General features: G+C 37.8%; 13 protein-coding genes and 1 other annotated feature. Of the genes, 7 read left to right on the top strand and 6 right to left on the bottom strand.

The genetic code is table 11. The features are described 5' to 3' along the window. Positions 1–139 precede the first annotated feature (139 nt). A complete protein-coding gene (locus tag DF281_RS09680) occupies positions 140–1225 on the top strand; it encodes a bifunctional 3-deoxy-7-phosphoheptulonate synthase/chorismate mutase (RefSeq protein WP_109350057.1) in 1086 nt (361 codons plus the stop codon). Positions 1226–1353: 128 nt separating this feature from the next. After that, the gene (gene ccpA, locus DF281_RS09675) at positions 1354–2355 is read left to right on the top strand and encodes a catabolite control protein A (RefSeq protein ID WP_109350056.1); all 1002 of its coding nucleotides are present in this window, start codon (positions 1354–1356) and stop codon (positions 2353–2355) included. Between the two features lie 116 nt (positions 2356–2471). Here the strand turns inward: ccpA and DF281_RS09670 are convergent, their stop codons facing one another. The 3 genes from DF281_RS09670 to DF281_RS09660 are packed head-to-tail and all read right to left on the bottom strand — an operon-like array spanning position 2472 to position 4936. Next, positions 2472–3665, bottom strand: coding sequence for an acetoin utilization protein AcuC (locus DF281_RS09670; protein ID WP_109350055.1), 1194 nt, complete (start codon positions 3663–3665; stop codon positions 2472–2474). Continuing rightward, positions 3635–4279 (bottom strand): acetoin utilization AcuB family protein, encoded by a 645-nt coding sequence (locus DF281_RS09665; protein WP_109350054.1) that lies wholly within the window; start codon positions 4277–4279, stop codon positions 3635–3637. The genes DF281_RS09670 and DF281_RS09665 overlap by 31 nt, the downstream gene beginning before the upstream one ends. Positions 4280–4303: 24 nt before the next feature. After that, positions 4304–4936: a GNAT family N-acetyltransferase gene (locus DF281_RS09660; protein ID WP_109350053.1), complete on the bottom strand. Its 633-nt coding sequence runs from the start codon at positions 4934–4936 to the stop codon at positions 4304–4306. A gap of 275 nt (positions 4937–5211) precedes the next feature. Between DF281_RS09660 and acsA the strand changes: the two genes are divergently transcribed. Beyond that, on the top strand, positions 5212–6933 hold the full coding sequence (gene acsA / locus DF281_RS09655) for an acetate--CoA ligase (RefSeq protein WP_109350052.1): 1722 nt from the start codon (positions 5212–5214) through the stop codon (positions 6931–6933). A gap of 49 nt (positions 6934–6982) precedes the next feature. Here acsA and tyrS read toward each other — a convergent pair whose 3' ends face one another. Next, on the bottom strand, positions 6983–8251 hold the full coding sequence (gene tyrS, locus DF281_RS09650; protein ID WP_109350051.1) for a tyrosine--tRNA ligase: 1269 nt from the start codon (positions 8249–8251) through the stop codon (positions 6983–6985). Between the two features lie 67 nt (positions 8252–8318). Then, positions 8319–8518: a binding site (T-box leader), on the bottom strand. A 415-nt stretch (positions 8519–8933) separates the two neighbouring features. Between tyrS and DF281_RS09645 the strand changes: the two genes are divergently transcribed. Further along, positions 8934–11615 carry a transglycosylase domain-containing protein gene (locus DF281_RS09645; RefSeq protein ID WP_373863442.1) on the top strand — a complete coding sequence of 894 codons (2682 nt, stop codon included), beginning with the start codon at positions 8934–8936 and terminating at the stop codon, positions 11613–11615. Positions 11616–11709: 94 nt separating this feature from the next. Here the strand turns inward: DF281_RS09645 and DF281_RS09640 are convergent, their stop codons facing one another. Beyond that, complete coding sequence (locus tag DF281_RS09640; protein ID WP_109350050.1) at positions 11710–12528, bottom strand: cobalamin-binding protein; 819 nt, start codon at positions 12526–12528, stop codon at positions 11710–11712. Between the two features lie 128 nt (positions 12529–12656). On the opposite strand from DF281_RS09640, the gene DF281_RS09635 reads away from it, so the two are divergent. The 3 genes from DF281_RS09635 (at position 12657) to DF281_RS09625 (ending at position 14072) form a co-directional block, all read left to right on the top strand. Beyond that, positions 12657–12920: a metal-sensitive transcriptional regulator gene (locus DF281_RS09635; RefSeq protein ID WP_109350049.1), complete on the top strand. Its 264-nt coding sequence runs from the start codon at positions 12657–12659 to the stop codon at positions 12918–12920. 66 nt (positions 12921–12986) lie between these two features. Continuing rightward, on the top strand, positions 12987–13283 hold the full coding sequence (locus tag DF281_RS09630; protein ID WP_109350048.1) for a rhodanese-like domain-containing protein: 297 nt from the start codon (positions 12987–12989) through the stop codon (positions 13281–13283). A gap of 135 nt (positions 13284–13418) precedes the next feature. Next, positions 13419–14072, top strand: a complete 654-nt coding sequence (locus tag DF281_RS09625; protein WP_109350047.1) for a YIP1 family protein — start codon at positions 13419–13421, stop codon at positions 14070–14072. A gap of 502 nt (positions 14073–14574) precedes the next feature. Here DF281_RS09625 and DF281_RS09615 read toward each other — a convergent pair. Next, positions 14575–14915: transposase (locus tag DF281_RS09615; RefSeq protein ID WP_146191512.1), on the bottom strand; the 341-nt coding region annotated here is incomplete at its 5' end.

Genomic DNA, 14915 nt, shown 5'->3' with positions numbered 1-14915 from the left:
CTTTTCCGCGTTGAAGCGATAAAGAAAGTTCGTGACTTTTGAGTAACCATTGCTTATAATACAGTTATTAACTTAAAATGTATCATACATTCTATTAGGTTGAAAGAACCAGATAACAATACGAGAGGGGATAACGGTTATGAGTCATCAAATTTTAGAAGAACTAAGAAATCAAGTAGACGACATCAATCTTGAAATTTTAAACTTAATCAATAAGCGCGCGCAATTAGTAGAAGAGATTGGGAAAGCAAAAGAAAAGCAAGGTGTGAACCGATTTGATCCTTTACGTGAACGCCATATGCTTGATTTAATCAAAGAAAATAATGAAGGACCTCTTACAGAAGGTTCAGTAAGCCATATATTTAAAGAAATTTTCAAACAAGCTTTAGATTTACAACAAACGAATACGAAGAAGGAATTACTTGTATCGCGTAAACGTAAAAAAGAAGATACGATTGTCAATGTGAATGGCGATCCAATTGGCCAAGGAGCGCCATCATTTGTTTTCGGACCATGTGCAGTTGAGTCGTTCGAACAAACGGATGCTGTTGGTGCTGAAATTGCTAAAAAAGGCTTGAAATTAATGCGAGGCGGGGCATACAAACCACGTACTTCTCCATATGATTTCCAAGGCTTAGGTCTTGAAGGTCTTAAAATCTTAAAAGAAGTGGGTCAAAAACATGGTTTAGGCATCGTTTCTGAAATCGTGACACCTACTCATTTAGAGGAAGCATTGGATTACATCGATGTTATCCAAATTGGCGCAAGAAATATGCAAAACTTTGAATTATTAAAAGCTGCAGGGCAAACGAATAAACCCGTTTTACTAAAACGAGGTCTTGCTGCAACGATTGATGAATTCATTCATGCGGCTGAATACATTATGTCGAAAGGGAATGATCAAATCATCCTTTGCGAACGAGGTATTCGTACGTACGAAAGAGCGACACGAAATACGCTAGATATTTCAGCTGTACCAATTTTAAAACAAGAAACACATTTACCTGTATTCGTAGATGTTACGCATTCAACAGGTCGTCGTGATTTATTACTTCCATGTGCAAAAGCTGCAATTGCGATTGGCGCAGATGGTGTGATGGCAGAAGTTCACCCAGATCCAGCTGTAGCATTATCGGATTCACAGCAGCAAATGGATTTCGAAACTTTCGATCACTTCTACGAAACACTTCAAAAATTCATGAAATCACATGAGTTAAACGCATAAAAAACCAGATTTCACAAAGTGGCGGTTCAATATCCTTTGAATCGTCACTTTTTCTATGGACTATATATTGAAATGCATTCATATAATGTATTATTATTAGTAGTAGTATAAAAAGAGGAGGGTCATCGGTGACCGTAACAATATATGATGTTGCACGCGAAGCAAATGTTTCGATGGCAACTGTATCTAGAGTAGTAAATGGTAATCCAAACGTAAAACCTACAACTAGAAAAAAAGTGCTAGAAGTAATTGACCGTTTAGAGTACCGCCCGAATGCGGTGGCTCGAGGATTAGCAAGTAAAAAAACAACAACAGTAGGGGTAATTATCCCGGATATTTCAAATGTATTCTATGCTGAATTAGCGCGAGGAATCGAAGACATTGCCACAATGTACCGTTACAATATTATCTTATCGAACTCAGATCAAAATGAGAAAAAAGAAATTGAGTTATTAGATACGATGTATGGTAAGCAAGTTGATGGAATTGTCATGATGAGCGAAAATGTCACGCCAGATATTTTAGACAAGATGAGTCACTCGCCATCTCCAATCGTTTTAGCTGGTTCTGTAGAAGATTCTAAAAAGATTCCTGCTGTCAATATTGATTATGTACAAGCTGCATATGAAGCAGTCAAAAAATTAATTGATCATGGTCATAAGCGAATTGCATTCGTATCAGGTCCATTTTCTTCAACAATTAATAAAGAGCATAAATTTGTCGGCTACAAAAAAGCTTTAGAAGAAGCTGGCATTACAGTCGATGAAGATCTTGTAGTAGCTGCTGAAGATTCTTACGATAGTGGAATGGAAGACTACGAAACATTAGATCAATTAACAGATGCGCCTACTGCCTACTTTACAGGAAGCGATGAGTTAGCAATCGGCATTATGCATGCTGCACAAGACGCAGGTAAAGTCGTACCAGATGATTTAGAAGTGATCAGTTTTGAAAACTCTAAATTAGCACGCATGGTTCGTCCACAATTATCAAGTATGGTATTGCCACTTTACGACATTGGTGCCGTATCAATGCGTTTATTAACAAAAATCATGAGTAAAGAACAAGTAGATCAAATTCATGTAATTCTTCCTCACCGTATGGAAGAAAGAAAATCTACAAAAGCATAAACAAAAGCCACCTAATTTTACGATTAGGTGGCTTTTTGATTGGTTCTATTATAAATGTTAGATTTTTTTTTTTGAACTTTCATTGAACGATTCAAATATTTTATAGAGCCATTGATTCAAATTTTATGCGATTCATGGCGAATCATATAAAGTGCTTTTTCTAAAACCTGCCCATTTTTTTCGGCGATTTCTGCTTTTCTCGGAATCGCTTCAAAAAGAGGATCTGGATCTTCCCAAGTCGGAATGAACTTCACAGGTGATTCCTCTTGCCATCTCTCAAGCCAAGAGTTTGGTAGCGGGCCTGTAGGGTGAGGATGCCCAATCATTTCAAGCCAGACGAGTGACCAAGCACGGGGGACAACACGCCAAATATCATACCCGCCACCCCCGACAGCTACCCAACGACCTTCGCAAAATTCATGTGCAATTTCATGCGCGATTCGAGGGATTTCATTGTAAATTTTCATTGTACATGACAGATGCGTCAATGGATCAAAATAATGAGCATCTGCACCATTTTGAGTCAAAATAACATCTGGTTTGAAAAATGCTGCGATTTCACGAATTGATTGTTCATACGCTTCTAAAAACGATTCATCTTCGGTAAATGCATCGAGCGGAATATTGAATGAAGTGCCGTAGCCTTCGCCATTTCCACGCTCAGTTACTGCACCGGTACCAGGGAATAAATAACGTCCTGTTTCATGAATCGACAGCGTACAAACATTCGGATCATCATAGAAACTCCATTGTACACCGTCGCCATGATGCGCATCCGTGTCAATATAAAGCACGCGTGCATTGTATTTCTTTTGCATATATTTGATGGCAACTGTGCTGTCATTATATATACAGAAACCAGAGGCCTTCCCTTTAAATCCGTGATGAAGGCCGCCACCTAAATTGATCGCATGATTGGACTTACCTTGCATAACATAGTCGCAAGCTGTCAAAGTACCACCTACGAATGTCGCGCTGGCTTCATGCATATTTTTAAAAATTGGCGTATCTTCTGTGCCAATGCCAAAACTATGACCTTCACCTTCTTTTAAATAGCCATGACCTGCTCTTTTGACGATGTCTATGTAAGCAGCATCATGACCGAGAAGTAATTCATCATCAGTTGCGATGCGCGGTGTCGCAATATCATTTTCATCTAAAGCGCCGATTTTATTTAGTAAATCCATCGTTAATTGAAGCCGTTTTTGATTAAAGGGATGTGTTTCAGAGAATTTGTAGTCCAATTGTTCAGGCGAATAGACGAATACAGCATCACGTTCTACTGCTTCATGCTCGGCATATTTGGCCATAAAACATCAAATCCTTCCTTACGTAAATCTTGAATAATCGGTAACGGATTCATACTTTTTAGACGGATGGAGATTACTTGGTATTGTGGCTTCTCATCAGGATGAAGAAGGATACTTAATATATTGGCATTATGTGCTGAAATAATCTTCGTAATATTAAATAACACACCAGCTTCATCTTTGATTCGAATATCAAGGCGAGAGCTTGGTTTTGTCGCGCCTGTCAATTCGATATAGTTGTACAGTAAATCTGTATCTGTAATAATACCGACTAACTGATGCTGACTGACGATTGGTAAACAGCCAATTTTATGCTCATAAAAAATTAACGCCATCTCTTCAATGACATCGAGTGGGTGTCCAACTAGTGGATTTTTAATCATAATGTCGCGGATCGGCGTTTCTAAAATCATATTTTCTTGATCTTCATTTAAAAGGCGTGTAATCGTATTTTTAATATCTCTTTGAGCGACCAAACCTACTAATTCATCATCATTTATGACAATTGGTAAATGTCTAATTTTATTTTCTCGCATGAGTTTATTCGCATCTCTTAAAGTATGGTCTGGCGTCAAAGTGAATAAATCTTTCTTCATAATTTTTTCGACAATCATATTTTATCCCCCTTTGTGTGAGTGTTAATACATGATTCTATTCGCAAAACGAAGACGGTCAAATTGTTCGATACTCTCTTGATCTACCCGACTACCGATTCGCGCCATTAAACAATTGGCAGGGTGGGAAGAGATTTCAGGATCGTCAGTTGCATAGTATTCGAGTCCACCAGCTTGCATCATTTTCTCCATGACTTTGCGGTAATCCCAAACGCTCAACCCCGTTCTTTTTAAATCCCAATGCCAGTAATATTCGGTTGTAATGACGATATAATCTTCCATCGCATCATCAAGCATGGAAAGTCGCAGCATTGCTTTACCAAGGCCTGCGCCACGAAAATCATTAATGACTTCGATCGCACCAAGTTCGATTAAATTCTCCATATTCCCTTCAGACCAACGTTCAAGCGGATCTGGATAGACAAAAGTTGTGTAACCGACTATTAAATTACCTTGTCTACAGACGATAATGCGGCCTTCTGGCAATTTGGCAATCTCAAAAATAGCTTCTTGCTGCTGTTTTGCAGGTCTAAATGAAGCTAAATCTTCATGAAAATACATTTTATCTAAATTTTCAGGTAATACAGGACCTTCAACGATGACTTCGCCTTGTGGTGTGTCTATAGTGTTCGAGTAGAACGTACGAATATGCTCCAAAATTTCACCACTCCTTCTACATACTGTCAAAATTATTATACCTTATGCGAATGAAAAACATAACTTTTTAGAAAAAAGGATTATGTTTACAATATGGAAATATGTACAAAATGAAACAAGGAGATAGGAAATTACCTTTTAAGCACAAAAATGCTAGTTAAATGCAATATAACCTTAGTTTTTTGAATATTTCATTAAATATCAACTTCGCTATTATAACACAGATGCATATGTTATATAATAAAAAGGTATCGATCAAATGAGGGGGTAGCTTTATGAGAATTGAACCGTTAGTTGCAACAGAGGGGAACCATAATCTGAGTGATTATGAAAAAACGTATGCAAATTTTAACTGGGAAAATGTGAACGAAGCATTTAGTTGGCATGAAACAGGAAAAGTAAATATGGCATATGAAGCAATTGATCGTCACGCCGAATCAAGTAAAGCAAATCGAACAGCATTATATTTTGAGGACGCAGATCGCAAAGAATCCTATACATTTCAGGATATGAAATCTTTAACGAATAAAGCAGCAAATGTTTTCAAGGAACAGTCATCGATTCAAAAAGGGGATCGATTATTTATTTTTATGCCGAGATCACCTGAACTTTACTTTGCATTACTTGGTGCAATTAAGATGGGGGCAGTAGCCGGCACGTTGTTCGAAGCTTTCATGGAAGTAGCGATTTATGATCGTTTACTTGATAGCGAAGCAAAAGTGTTAGTGACAACGAAGGCATTATTAGAAAGAGTGCCGGTAGAAAAACTACCACATTTAGAAAAAATATTCATCATTGGGGAAGACGTTGTAGAGTCTGAAACAACGATTGATTTCAATAAGGAATTTGCGAATGCGCGTGATCAATTCGATATTGAGTGGGTGGATCTTGAAGATGGTCTCGTTCTACATTACACATCCGGTTCAACTGGCAAGCCGAAAGGTATTCTTCACGTACACAATGCAATGATTCAACAATATCAAACAGGTAAATGGGTACTTGATTTGAAAGATGATGATATTTACTGGTGTACAGCTGACCCGGGTTGGGTAACAGGAACAGCGTATGGAATTTTTGCTCCTTGGTTACATGGCATTTCAATGTTAGTAGTCGGTGGAAGATTCTCACCACAGAATTGGTATGGGGCGTTACAAAACTACAAAGTATCCGTATGGTATAGCGCGCCTACTGCCTTCAGAATGTTGATGGGGGCAGGAAATCATGTGCTGGAAGATTATGATTTATCTTCTTTACGCCATGTCCTTTCTGTTGGAGAACCATTGAATCCAGAAGTTGTAAAATGGGGGAATGAAGTGCTGCATCAACGTATTCATGATACGTGGTGGATGACCGAGACGGGTGCGCAAATGATTTGTAATTATCCTTCGATGATGATTAAACCAGGATCAATGGGCAAACCAGTACCAGGTGTGACTGCGACAATTGTGGATGATCAAGGTATTGAAGTACCACCATTTACAATGGGGAATTTAGCGATTAAAAAAGGATGGCCGTCAATGATGCGCCAAATTTGGAATAACAAAGCGAAGTATGATTCATGCTTTATGAATGAAGAATGGTATGTGTCCGGTGATTCAGCCTATATGGATGATGACGGATATTTCTGGTTCCAAGGTCGAATTGATGATGTCATTATGACGGCAGGAGAACGTGTTGGGCCGTTTGAAGTGGAGAGCAAAATTTTAGAACATCCTGCCGTTTTAGAAGCGGGTGTAATCGGCAAGCCTGATCCAATTCGTGGCGAAATCATTAAAGCATTCATATCTTTAAAAGAGGGCATAGAGCCATCTGAAGAGTTGGAAGCAGCTATTAAATTATTCGTCAAAACTGGTCTAGCGGCACATGCTGCTCCTCGCGAAATTGAATTCAAAGAGAAGCTACCAAAAACGAGAAGTGGTAAAATTATGCGACGCGTTTTAAAAGCATGGGAATTAGATCTTCCAACAGGCGATTTATCAACAATTGGAGACGACTAAAAAAAGAGTTTGAGACAATCTTGTCTCAAACTCTTTCCTATTTAATAGATTAAGCAAATTTCACCATGAAGTATTTTTTCTTACCACGACGGATAATTGTAAATGAATCTTCAAGACGATCTTTCGCATCGATTGTGTATTCTAAATCTTGTACTTTTTCACCATTAATAGAAATCGCACCATTTGTTACATCTTCACGTGCTTGACGTTTAGATGGAGAAATTTTAGCTTCTACTAATAGTTCTACGATTTTCGAATCAGCTTTTGCTACTTCTACAGAAGGAACGCCAGAGAATGCTACTTTCATTTCTTCTACTGAAAGAGCTTTAAGGTCGCCAGAGAATAGAGCAGCCGTAATTTTAAGTGCTTGTTCTAGACCTTCTTCACCGTGAATCATTTTTGTCATTTCAGAAGCAAGCGTTTTTTGAGCTTCACGTAAATGAGCTTCAGTTTCTACTTTGCCTTCTAATGCTTCAATTTCTTCGCGAGATAGGAATGTGAAGATTTTTAAGTATTTCACAACATCTGAATCAGCAGTGTTTAACCAGAATTGGTAGAACTCGTATGGAGAAGTTTTTTCGCCATCTAACCAAATTGCGCCACCAGCCGTTTTACCGAATTTCGTACCATCAGATTTTATTACTAATGGAATCGTGAAGCCGAATGCATTTGTTTCTTCTTCATGTGTTTTACGGATGACTTCAAGACCTGTAGTGATGTTACCCCATTGATCTGAACCCCCAACTTGGATACGTACATTGTGATTGTCGTATAGGTGGTTGAAGTCCATACCTTGAATGATTGTGTAAGCAAATTCAGTGAATGATAAACCAGAATCTAGACGAGAAGATACATTATCTTTCCCTAACATGTAGTTGATGTTAATTAATTTACCGTAGTCACGTAAGAATTCGATTGTAGTCATTTGACCGAACCAGTCGAAGTTATTGACTAATTGAGCACCGTTTGCATCGTTTGAGAAATCAAAGATACGGCCTAATTGACCTTTAATGCAGTTTACGTTGTGAGCGATTTGCGCTTCATTTAATAAATTACGCTCTGAAGAACGACCAGATGGATCCCCGATCATACCAGTTGCGCCACCTACTAATAGAATTGGTTGGTGACCAGCGTTTTGGAAACGACGTAGTGTCAGCATTGGTACGATGTGTCCGATGTGCATTGAATCAGCAGTTGGGTCAACACCTACGTAAAGTGATACTTTCTCGTCATTTAATAATTTCGCCATACCTTCAGCATCTGTTTGTTGGTAAAGTAGTCCGCGCCATTCTAAATCTTGAATTAAATCGTTTGTCATTGTAATTCCTCCTATTGAACCTGAATGTGAGTAAATAAAAAACGCCCCAGCCATCATAAAATAATGATGCAGGGACGTTAGGGACGAATAACGCGGTACCACCCGGCTTGGAGAATTCTTTCTTCTCCCGCTCTAAAGCTTTAACGCAGCCGGCACGTCGTTACTCCAAATGTGTAATTCATTAAGAAATTATGTCTGACTTTCACCAACCGTCAGCTCTCTAAACAGGGAATTTCTTAACTACTTCGCATTCTTCTCCGTACGAAATGTTATAATTGTTATTGTACGTCATATCTTTTTTTTGTCAATATATAAATTTGTCATACATTAAAAGAGCATTTTCATGTAAAATCATATGTATGCGTAAAAGCTGTTTACAAAAATCATAGTATATTTTGCACTCAACTTACGAATATGGAATATTCTACATATAAATGGGGTAAAATAATATATACTAATTTTTAGTATCAGATGCTAAAGTAGAGTAGATTTGTACATACGCATCTACTGTGATCATAAAACTAAATAAAGCGGTAGCATTTGCTATCTATGTGGCCAAACGAAATAAGTATTAGTTGCCATTATTTTTTTCGTTTGATTTTAATAAAAGGAGGAAGGCCAAACTTCAATCTTGCAACTTTCACAAATGTGAATTTTGAAATAGGTCGCTCAAGTGAATTCATTGAAAAAACTATTAGAGAGCTGGGAACAAAAAATACAAGCATTTTCTGACAAGCCATTCATGAAATATTTCCGTATTTCGACGAGTGCCATTTGGAATCTATTCGTATTATTTTTGACAATAGCATTAATTGCTATCATTTTCTTAGGCTCACTTGGGGCTGGGTACTTTGCTTACCTCGTCAAAGATGAAAAGCTCGCATCGAAACAAGAGATGCGTGACAATATTTTCAACTATGACGAAACGAGTCAATTGTATTTCGCCGACAATAAAAAACTAGGAAAAATGCGTACGGATCTAGAACGTACGGAAACCGATTTAAAAAAGGTATCGCCAAAAGTGGTGGATGCAGTAATTGCTACGGAGGATGAATACTTCTATGAACATGATGGAATCGTGCCGAAAGCCGTGTTCCGTGGTTTACTTCAAGATGTATCAAACTCTGCTACTCAAACGGGTGGTTCGACATTAACGCAGCAATTGATTAAGAACCAAGTATTAACGAATGAAGTATCATATGAGCGTAAAGCGAAGGAATTATTACTTGCGATGCGACTTGAACACTTCATGACGAAGGACGAAATTTTAGAAGCGTATTTGAATATTATTCCATACGGACGTAACTCATCAGGCCGTAATATTGCCGGTGTAGAAACTGCGTCAAACGGTATTTTCGATAAGAGTGCTTCTGAATTAAACTTACCTCAAGCAGCGTTCATAGCCGGAATTCCACAGTCACCTTATGCTTACACTCCGTTTACACAATCTGGTCAATTGAAGGATAAGAAAGCACTAAAACTAGGTGTAAATCGTATGAAAACTGTCTTATTCAGAATGCATGAGACGGAATCAATTACAGATGCGCAATACAAAAAAGCATTGAAATATGATATTACGAAAGATTTCCGTAAACGTGAAAAACAAGCAACAGAGAAATATCCATATGTAACATATGAAATTGAAGATCAAGCGAAAAAAATTATGGCGAAAATCATAGCGAAGAAGGACGGCATTGATACAAAACGATTAGATAAAGAATCTAAGCTTCAAGAGAAGTATATGATTTTAGCTGACCGTGAATTACGTTCGAAAGGTTATGAAATTCACTCAACAATTAATAAAGAGTTATATGATGCGATGGAAAAAGTGAAGGATTCATTCCCTTACTACGGCGCAACTTATAATAAGACAGTGACAGATCCAGAAACAGGGGAAACGAAAACAGTAGCGGACCCTGTACAAGTAGGTGGAGCAGTTATTGAGAATGAAACAGGCCGTTTACTAAGCTTCATTGGTGGTCGAGATTTCAATCTTGAAAACTTAAACCATGCGACACAAGCAAAACGATCAAATGGTTCTACGATGAAACCATTACTGGTATATGCGCCAGCGATTGAATACGGCAAAATCGGAGCAGGTAGCCCGGTAGCCGATGTGAAATTCAATCACGGTGGATGGGAACCGAGTAACTTTGATGTGAATGAACAACGCGGAATCGTTTCTGCGCGTGCAGCATTGACGGATTCACTTAACTTACCAGCCATTCGCTTATACGCTCAAATTATGGGGAATCGCCCAGCTACATTCTTAGATCAAATGGGCTTCAGTCATTTAGATGCCGATGATTATACGAACTACTCAACTTCGATTGGTGCATTGAAATATGGTGTGACAGTTGAAGAAAATACGAACGCATTCTCAACATTTGCAAATGGCGGAGATTTCGTCGATGCCTATGCAATTGAAAAGATTGTCGATCGTAACGGTAAAGTAATTTACAAACATAAGTCTAAAAAGAAAAAAGTATTCTCTGAAGAAACTTCTTATATCATTACTGACATGATGCGCGATGTATTGAAATCTGGTACAGGTGCTAGAGCAAAAGCAGGTCTGAAATTCAGCGCTGACTTTGCTGGTAAGACAGGTACTTCTCAAGAATATCGTGATGTATGGCTAGTTGGTTACAATCCAAAAATCACATTAGGTGTATGGATGGGTTATGACCAACCGAAAACATTAGATCAATATAACGGTGCATACTTCCAACCAAGTACGCGTATTAATATGTTCTGGGCACAGGTCATGAACTCGATTTATGATGCGAACCCTAAACTTGCAACAGCTGAAGGTAAGTCATTTACGCGCCCAGCAAATGTTGTTTCAAGATCAATTTGTGCAGATTCTGGTGCTTCATCAGGCTGTGGCAAAAAGATCACTGATTTATTCAACGGATCTATATTCCCGCCGACTGTAACGTCTAACTCTTTATTACAGCCATTTGGTGGTACAATGCCTTCTGGTAAGGGGAATAAGTCAAAGGAAGAAACAGCTCCAGGAACCGCGAATAATCAAGCACCACCTGTGAATAATTCGTCTAACAACACGACGAACAATTCGAATCAGACAACTCCAAAACCGGCAAGACCATCTACTCCAAAACCGGAAATAGATGAAAAGCCAGAAGTTGATGAGAAGCCTACGAATGAAAAACCACCAGCGGAAAAACCGCCAAGTTCAGGTTCTTCAAACAACAAGCCGAATGATTCGAACAGTTCGAACACCAGTAAGCCGAACTCTAGTGGAGGCAACAATTCAAACAATACAACTGATTCAAAACCTAACTCTAACGGAGGAACAGGCCAGTCAAGCGTTTCTGGAGATTCCAATTCAAATAGAGAATAGAAAAATCATATATTGTTCACTGCAGAAACGTCATGTTTCTGCAGTTTTTTTTGCAATAATTTATGGGATTAAAAAAGAGCTACCAAATGGTAACTCATTTTTCTGCTTCTATTAAGAATGAAGGAATTGCCACTTCAGCATATGCAAGCGGATGAATCTTTTTCGCCAATTGAATACAGCCAACGAGCAGTCGAGGTGATGGTCGACAGTAAAGCCATTCTTCCATTTTAAAAACACGCTCATTTTTCCAAGCATCTAGCTCTGTCCAACCCTGTCTTCTCTCAACGACATTAATATTTATTCTTTCAAACGCTACGCCGACCCAAGCTAGTAATATGTAATCTGGATTTCGATTTAAGACATCTGCTTGATCCGTCATGACGCTTGCTAACTCAACATCTCTAAATTCATTTCTACACCCAGCTAGTTCACTAATTGGCGTTAGCCAGTTTATACCCCCAGGTGTAAATATTGGATTCGGCCACCATTCCCAGTAAAGGCTTGGAGGAGAAGTAATCGATTTTGAAACTTCATCGAGTTCTTGGATTTTTGCACGATATTGGTCTGCTATTTCATTCGCTTTTTCAGCCACGCCGCATCTTTCACCAACTAAAATGACTTCTTCGATAATTTCCTCGAGCGAATTCGCATTAAGTACAAGTTGCGGAATACCGCGCTCTGTCAGACCTTCAACATTCTTTTCCATACCAGGAACACTTAATGAAGAAAGAACGAGATCGGGTTTCAATTGTTCAACTGCATCTAAATCAATTGATAAATCTGGACCGAGTTGTGGTAAGGATTTTACTGATTTTGGCCAATCAGAGAAATCATCAACCGCAATTAATTGATCTAATAAACCTAGTAAAGCGACGACTTCAGTATTACTTGGGCAAATTGAGATAATTCGCATCATATTCCTCCTTCACATTCTATTGAAAAAATTATACCATAGTAATACATCCAAAAATCAAATGCTTGACTAAATACCTCGAGGGGTATATTCTTGTGTAAGATGATAGTGAATAGGAGGAAATAATAGTGGAATACGATCAACAAGTTCGAAATCGACTGAAACGAATTGACGGACAGATTCAAGGTATTTTACGCATGATGGACGAGGGGAAGGATTGTAAGCAAGTCATTACACAATTATCAGCTTCGCGTTCTGCAATTGACCGCACAATTGGTTTAGTAGTTAGTACAAATTTGGTGAATTGCATTCAAGGCGATGGCAATGAAGACAATAAATCGCAGGAAGAATTAATTCAAGAAGCGGTTAATTTACTTGTGAAAAGTCGCTAATAGAAGAAGGTTTGTATACTTCTTCAACTATTTTAATACCCCTATAGGTAAAAAGGAGAAATTTTGATGAAAACAATTACAACAGTAGAAGTACAGGAAAAACTAGCAGCAGGAGAAAAATTAAACTTAATCGATGTCCGAGAAGTGGAAGAAGTGGAAGCTGATAAAATTCCTGGAATCACACATATTCCATTAGGTTTATTAGAATTCAGAATGAACGAGCTAGACAAAAAAGTACCATATATTATGGTATGTCGTTCTGGTGGACGATCAGGACAAGCTACAGCGTTTTTAGAGCAACAAGGATTCGATGTAGCGAATATGAACGGTGGAATGCTTAACTGGACTGGCGAAGTCGAGTAAGAGTAGTTAGGGGACATGTCATATGCATGTTCTTTTTTTTATTGAAATTCTGTATTTTATTTTCCAATTATGGTATTGTTAGTAGGTTATAATAATAAATTTATAAGATTTAGAACAATGAATTAGGAGGCTACTATGAAGAAAAATTTAAACCCATTTGTATCGATTTGGAGAAGTCCACGTGAAACTGTACGAAGCGTTTTAGTGCATAAAGGTTTCTGGGTAATCGCAATCTTAAGTTTCTTTGGTGCTTGGGCATCGGCATTATATGCTTCATTAGACGCAAAAAACTCGCAAATTGATGAGAATGCGACATTCACTCAACCATCGCTACCTATGGAGTTAGCATCGAGTATAATCGGTGGTATTGCATCAGTATTAATTGGTGGCGCATTTATCGCTTTATTATATTGGGGAATTGGTAAGTTATTATTTAAAGGTCAAGGAACTTATTTGGATTTATATAAAGGAAGTATGTTATCGGCATTACCTTTCTATATCGCATTGCCGTTCATTTTAGCATTTTTAATTATTTATCCAAACGAGTTTTATAATAACGATTTAAACTTCGATGGCGTAGCAATATTCTTATACGCGGCCGTTGTCGTACTAGGACTTGTCGGTTCTGTTTACGCATTCGTCGTAACAATTGTGATGATTTCAGAAATTCATAAAATTTCAAAATGGAAGGCATTTTTCACAATGTTCATTCCTTCATTTATCTTATTCATCGTGATCATGGTAATTGTAGTTGTTCTATTTATGGGATTAGCAGCAATTGGCGGATAGAATACGAGCGAAAAACACTTCCATTAAAAAATGGAAGTGTTTTTTTGCTATACAAGCAGCGGACTTTATTGCAAACGCAATTTACACAAAATATGAGTTTGAAAATGAATATTTCTATAAATTATTTAATCAGCAAATAATTTTTCACAATTTATTCCCACCGAGCAATTTCGGTAAACCTTATAGTGAATGACCTTGTTTACGAGCGAGGTGAAACATTGTATAATTTTTTAAAAGATATAAATGAGATAAGCACGAGTAAACCCTTTAAATCTGTGTGAAAAGTTCAAACACATAAACTGCCTAATGAGGTAGTCGGATTATTGGTTTCGTGCTTTTGTTATGTGAAAAATGAGAAGTAAACCCATTAAACCATGTGTTTTTATGTTACGCATAAGCAGTCTATGTAGTGGCCCCTTTAATAGTTTCCTTAAAAAAGGGCTCTGTGTCAAATGTTGGGGTGAATGAAATTGGATTTTCAATTTCATTCACCTTTATTAATTCAGCCCAGATGTAAACCAACCTTTTTGTACTTGATTGCTAATAGTATTTTGGCTCTAAATCGATCGAATCGTTTATAGCCATATGCATTGCGTTTCATAACTTTTGTTTTGTTATTGATGCCTTCCAAAAAGCCATTTGAATAACCAAAAGCGAAACTATTTAGTATTTCTGTCTGCCAGTTCTTCATTGTTTTAATGACCTGATTAAATGCGGGGATATCACTCTCTATTACCTTTCGGTAAAAAAGCGATAACCTTTCTTTTATCTCAATCATGTCTGTCGATGTTTTAGCCCAATCAAACCATTCACAATAGGCTTCTTTTAATTCATGTGCGCTTT

This window comes from Kurthia zopfii, from assembly GCF_003143955.1.
GTDB classification, from domain to species: Bacteria; Bacillota; Bacilli; order Bacillales_A; family Planococcaceae; genus Kurthia; species Kurthia zopfii.
Note: the sequence above shows the minus strand (reverse complement) of the source record. Positions and strands in the feature narration are given on the sequence as shown.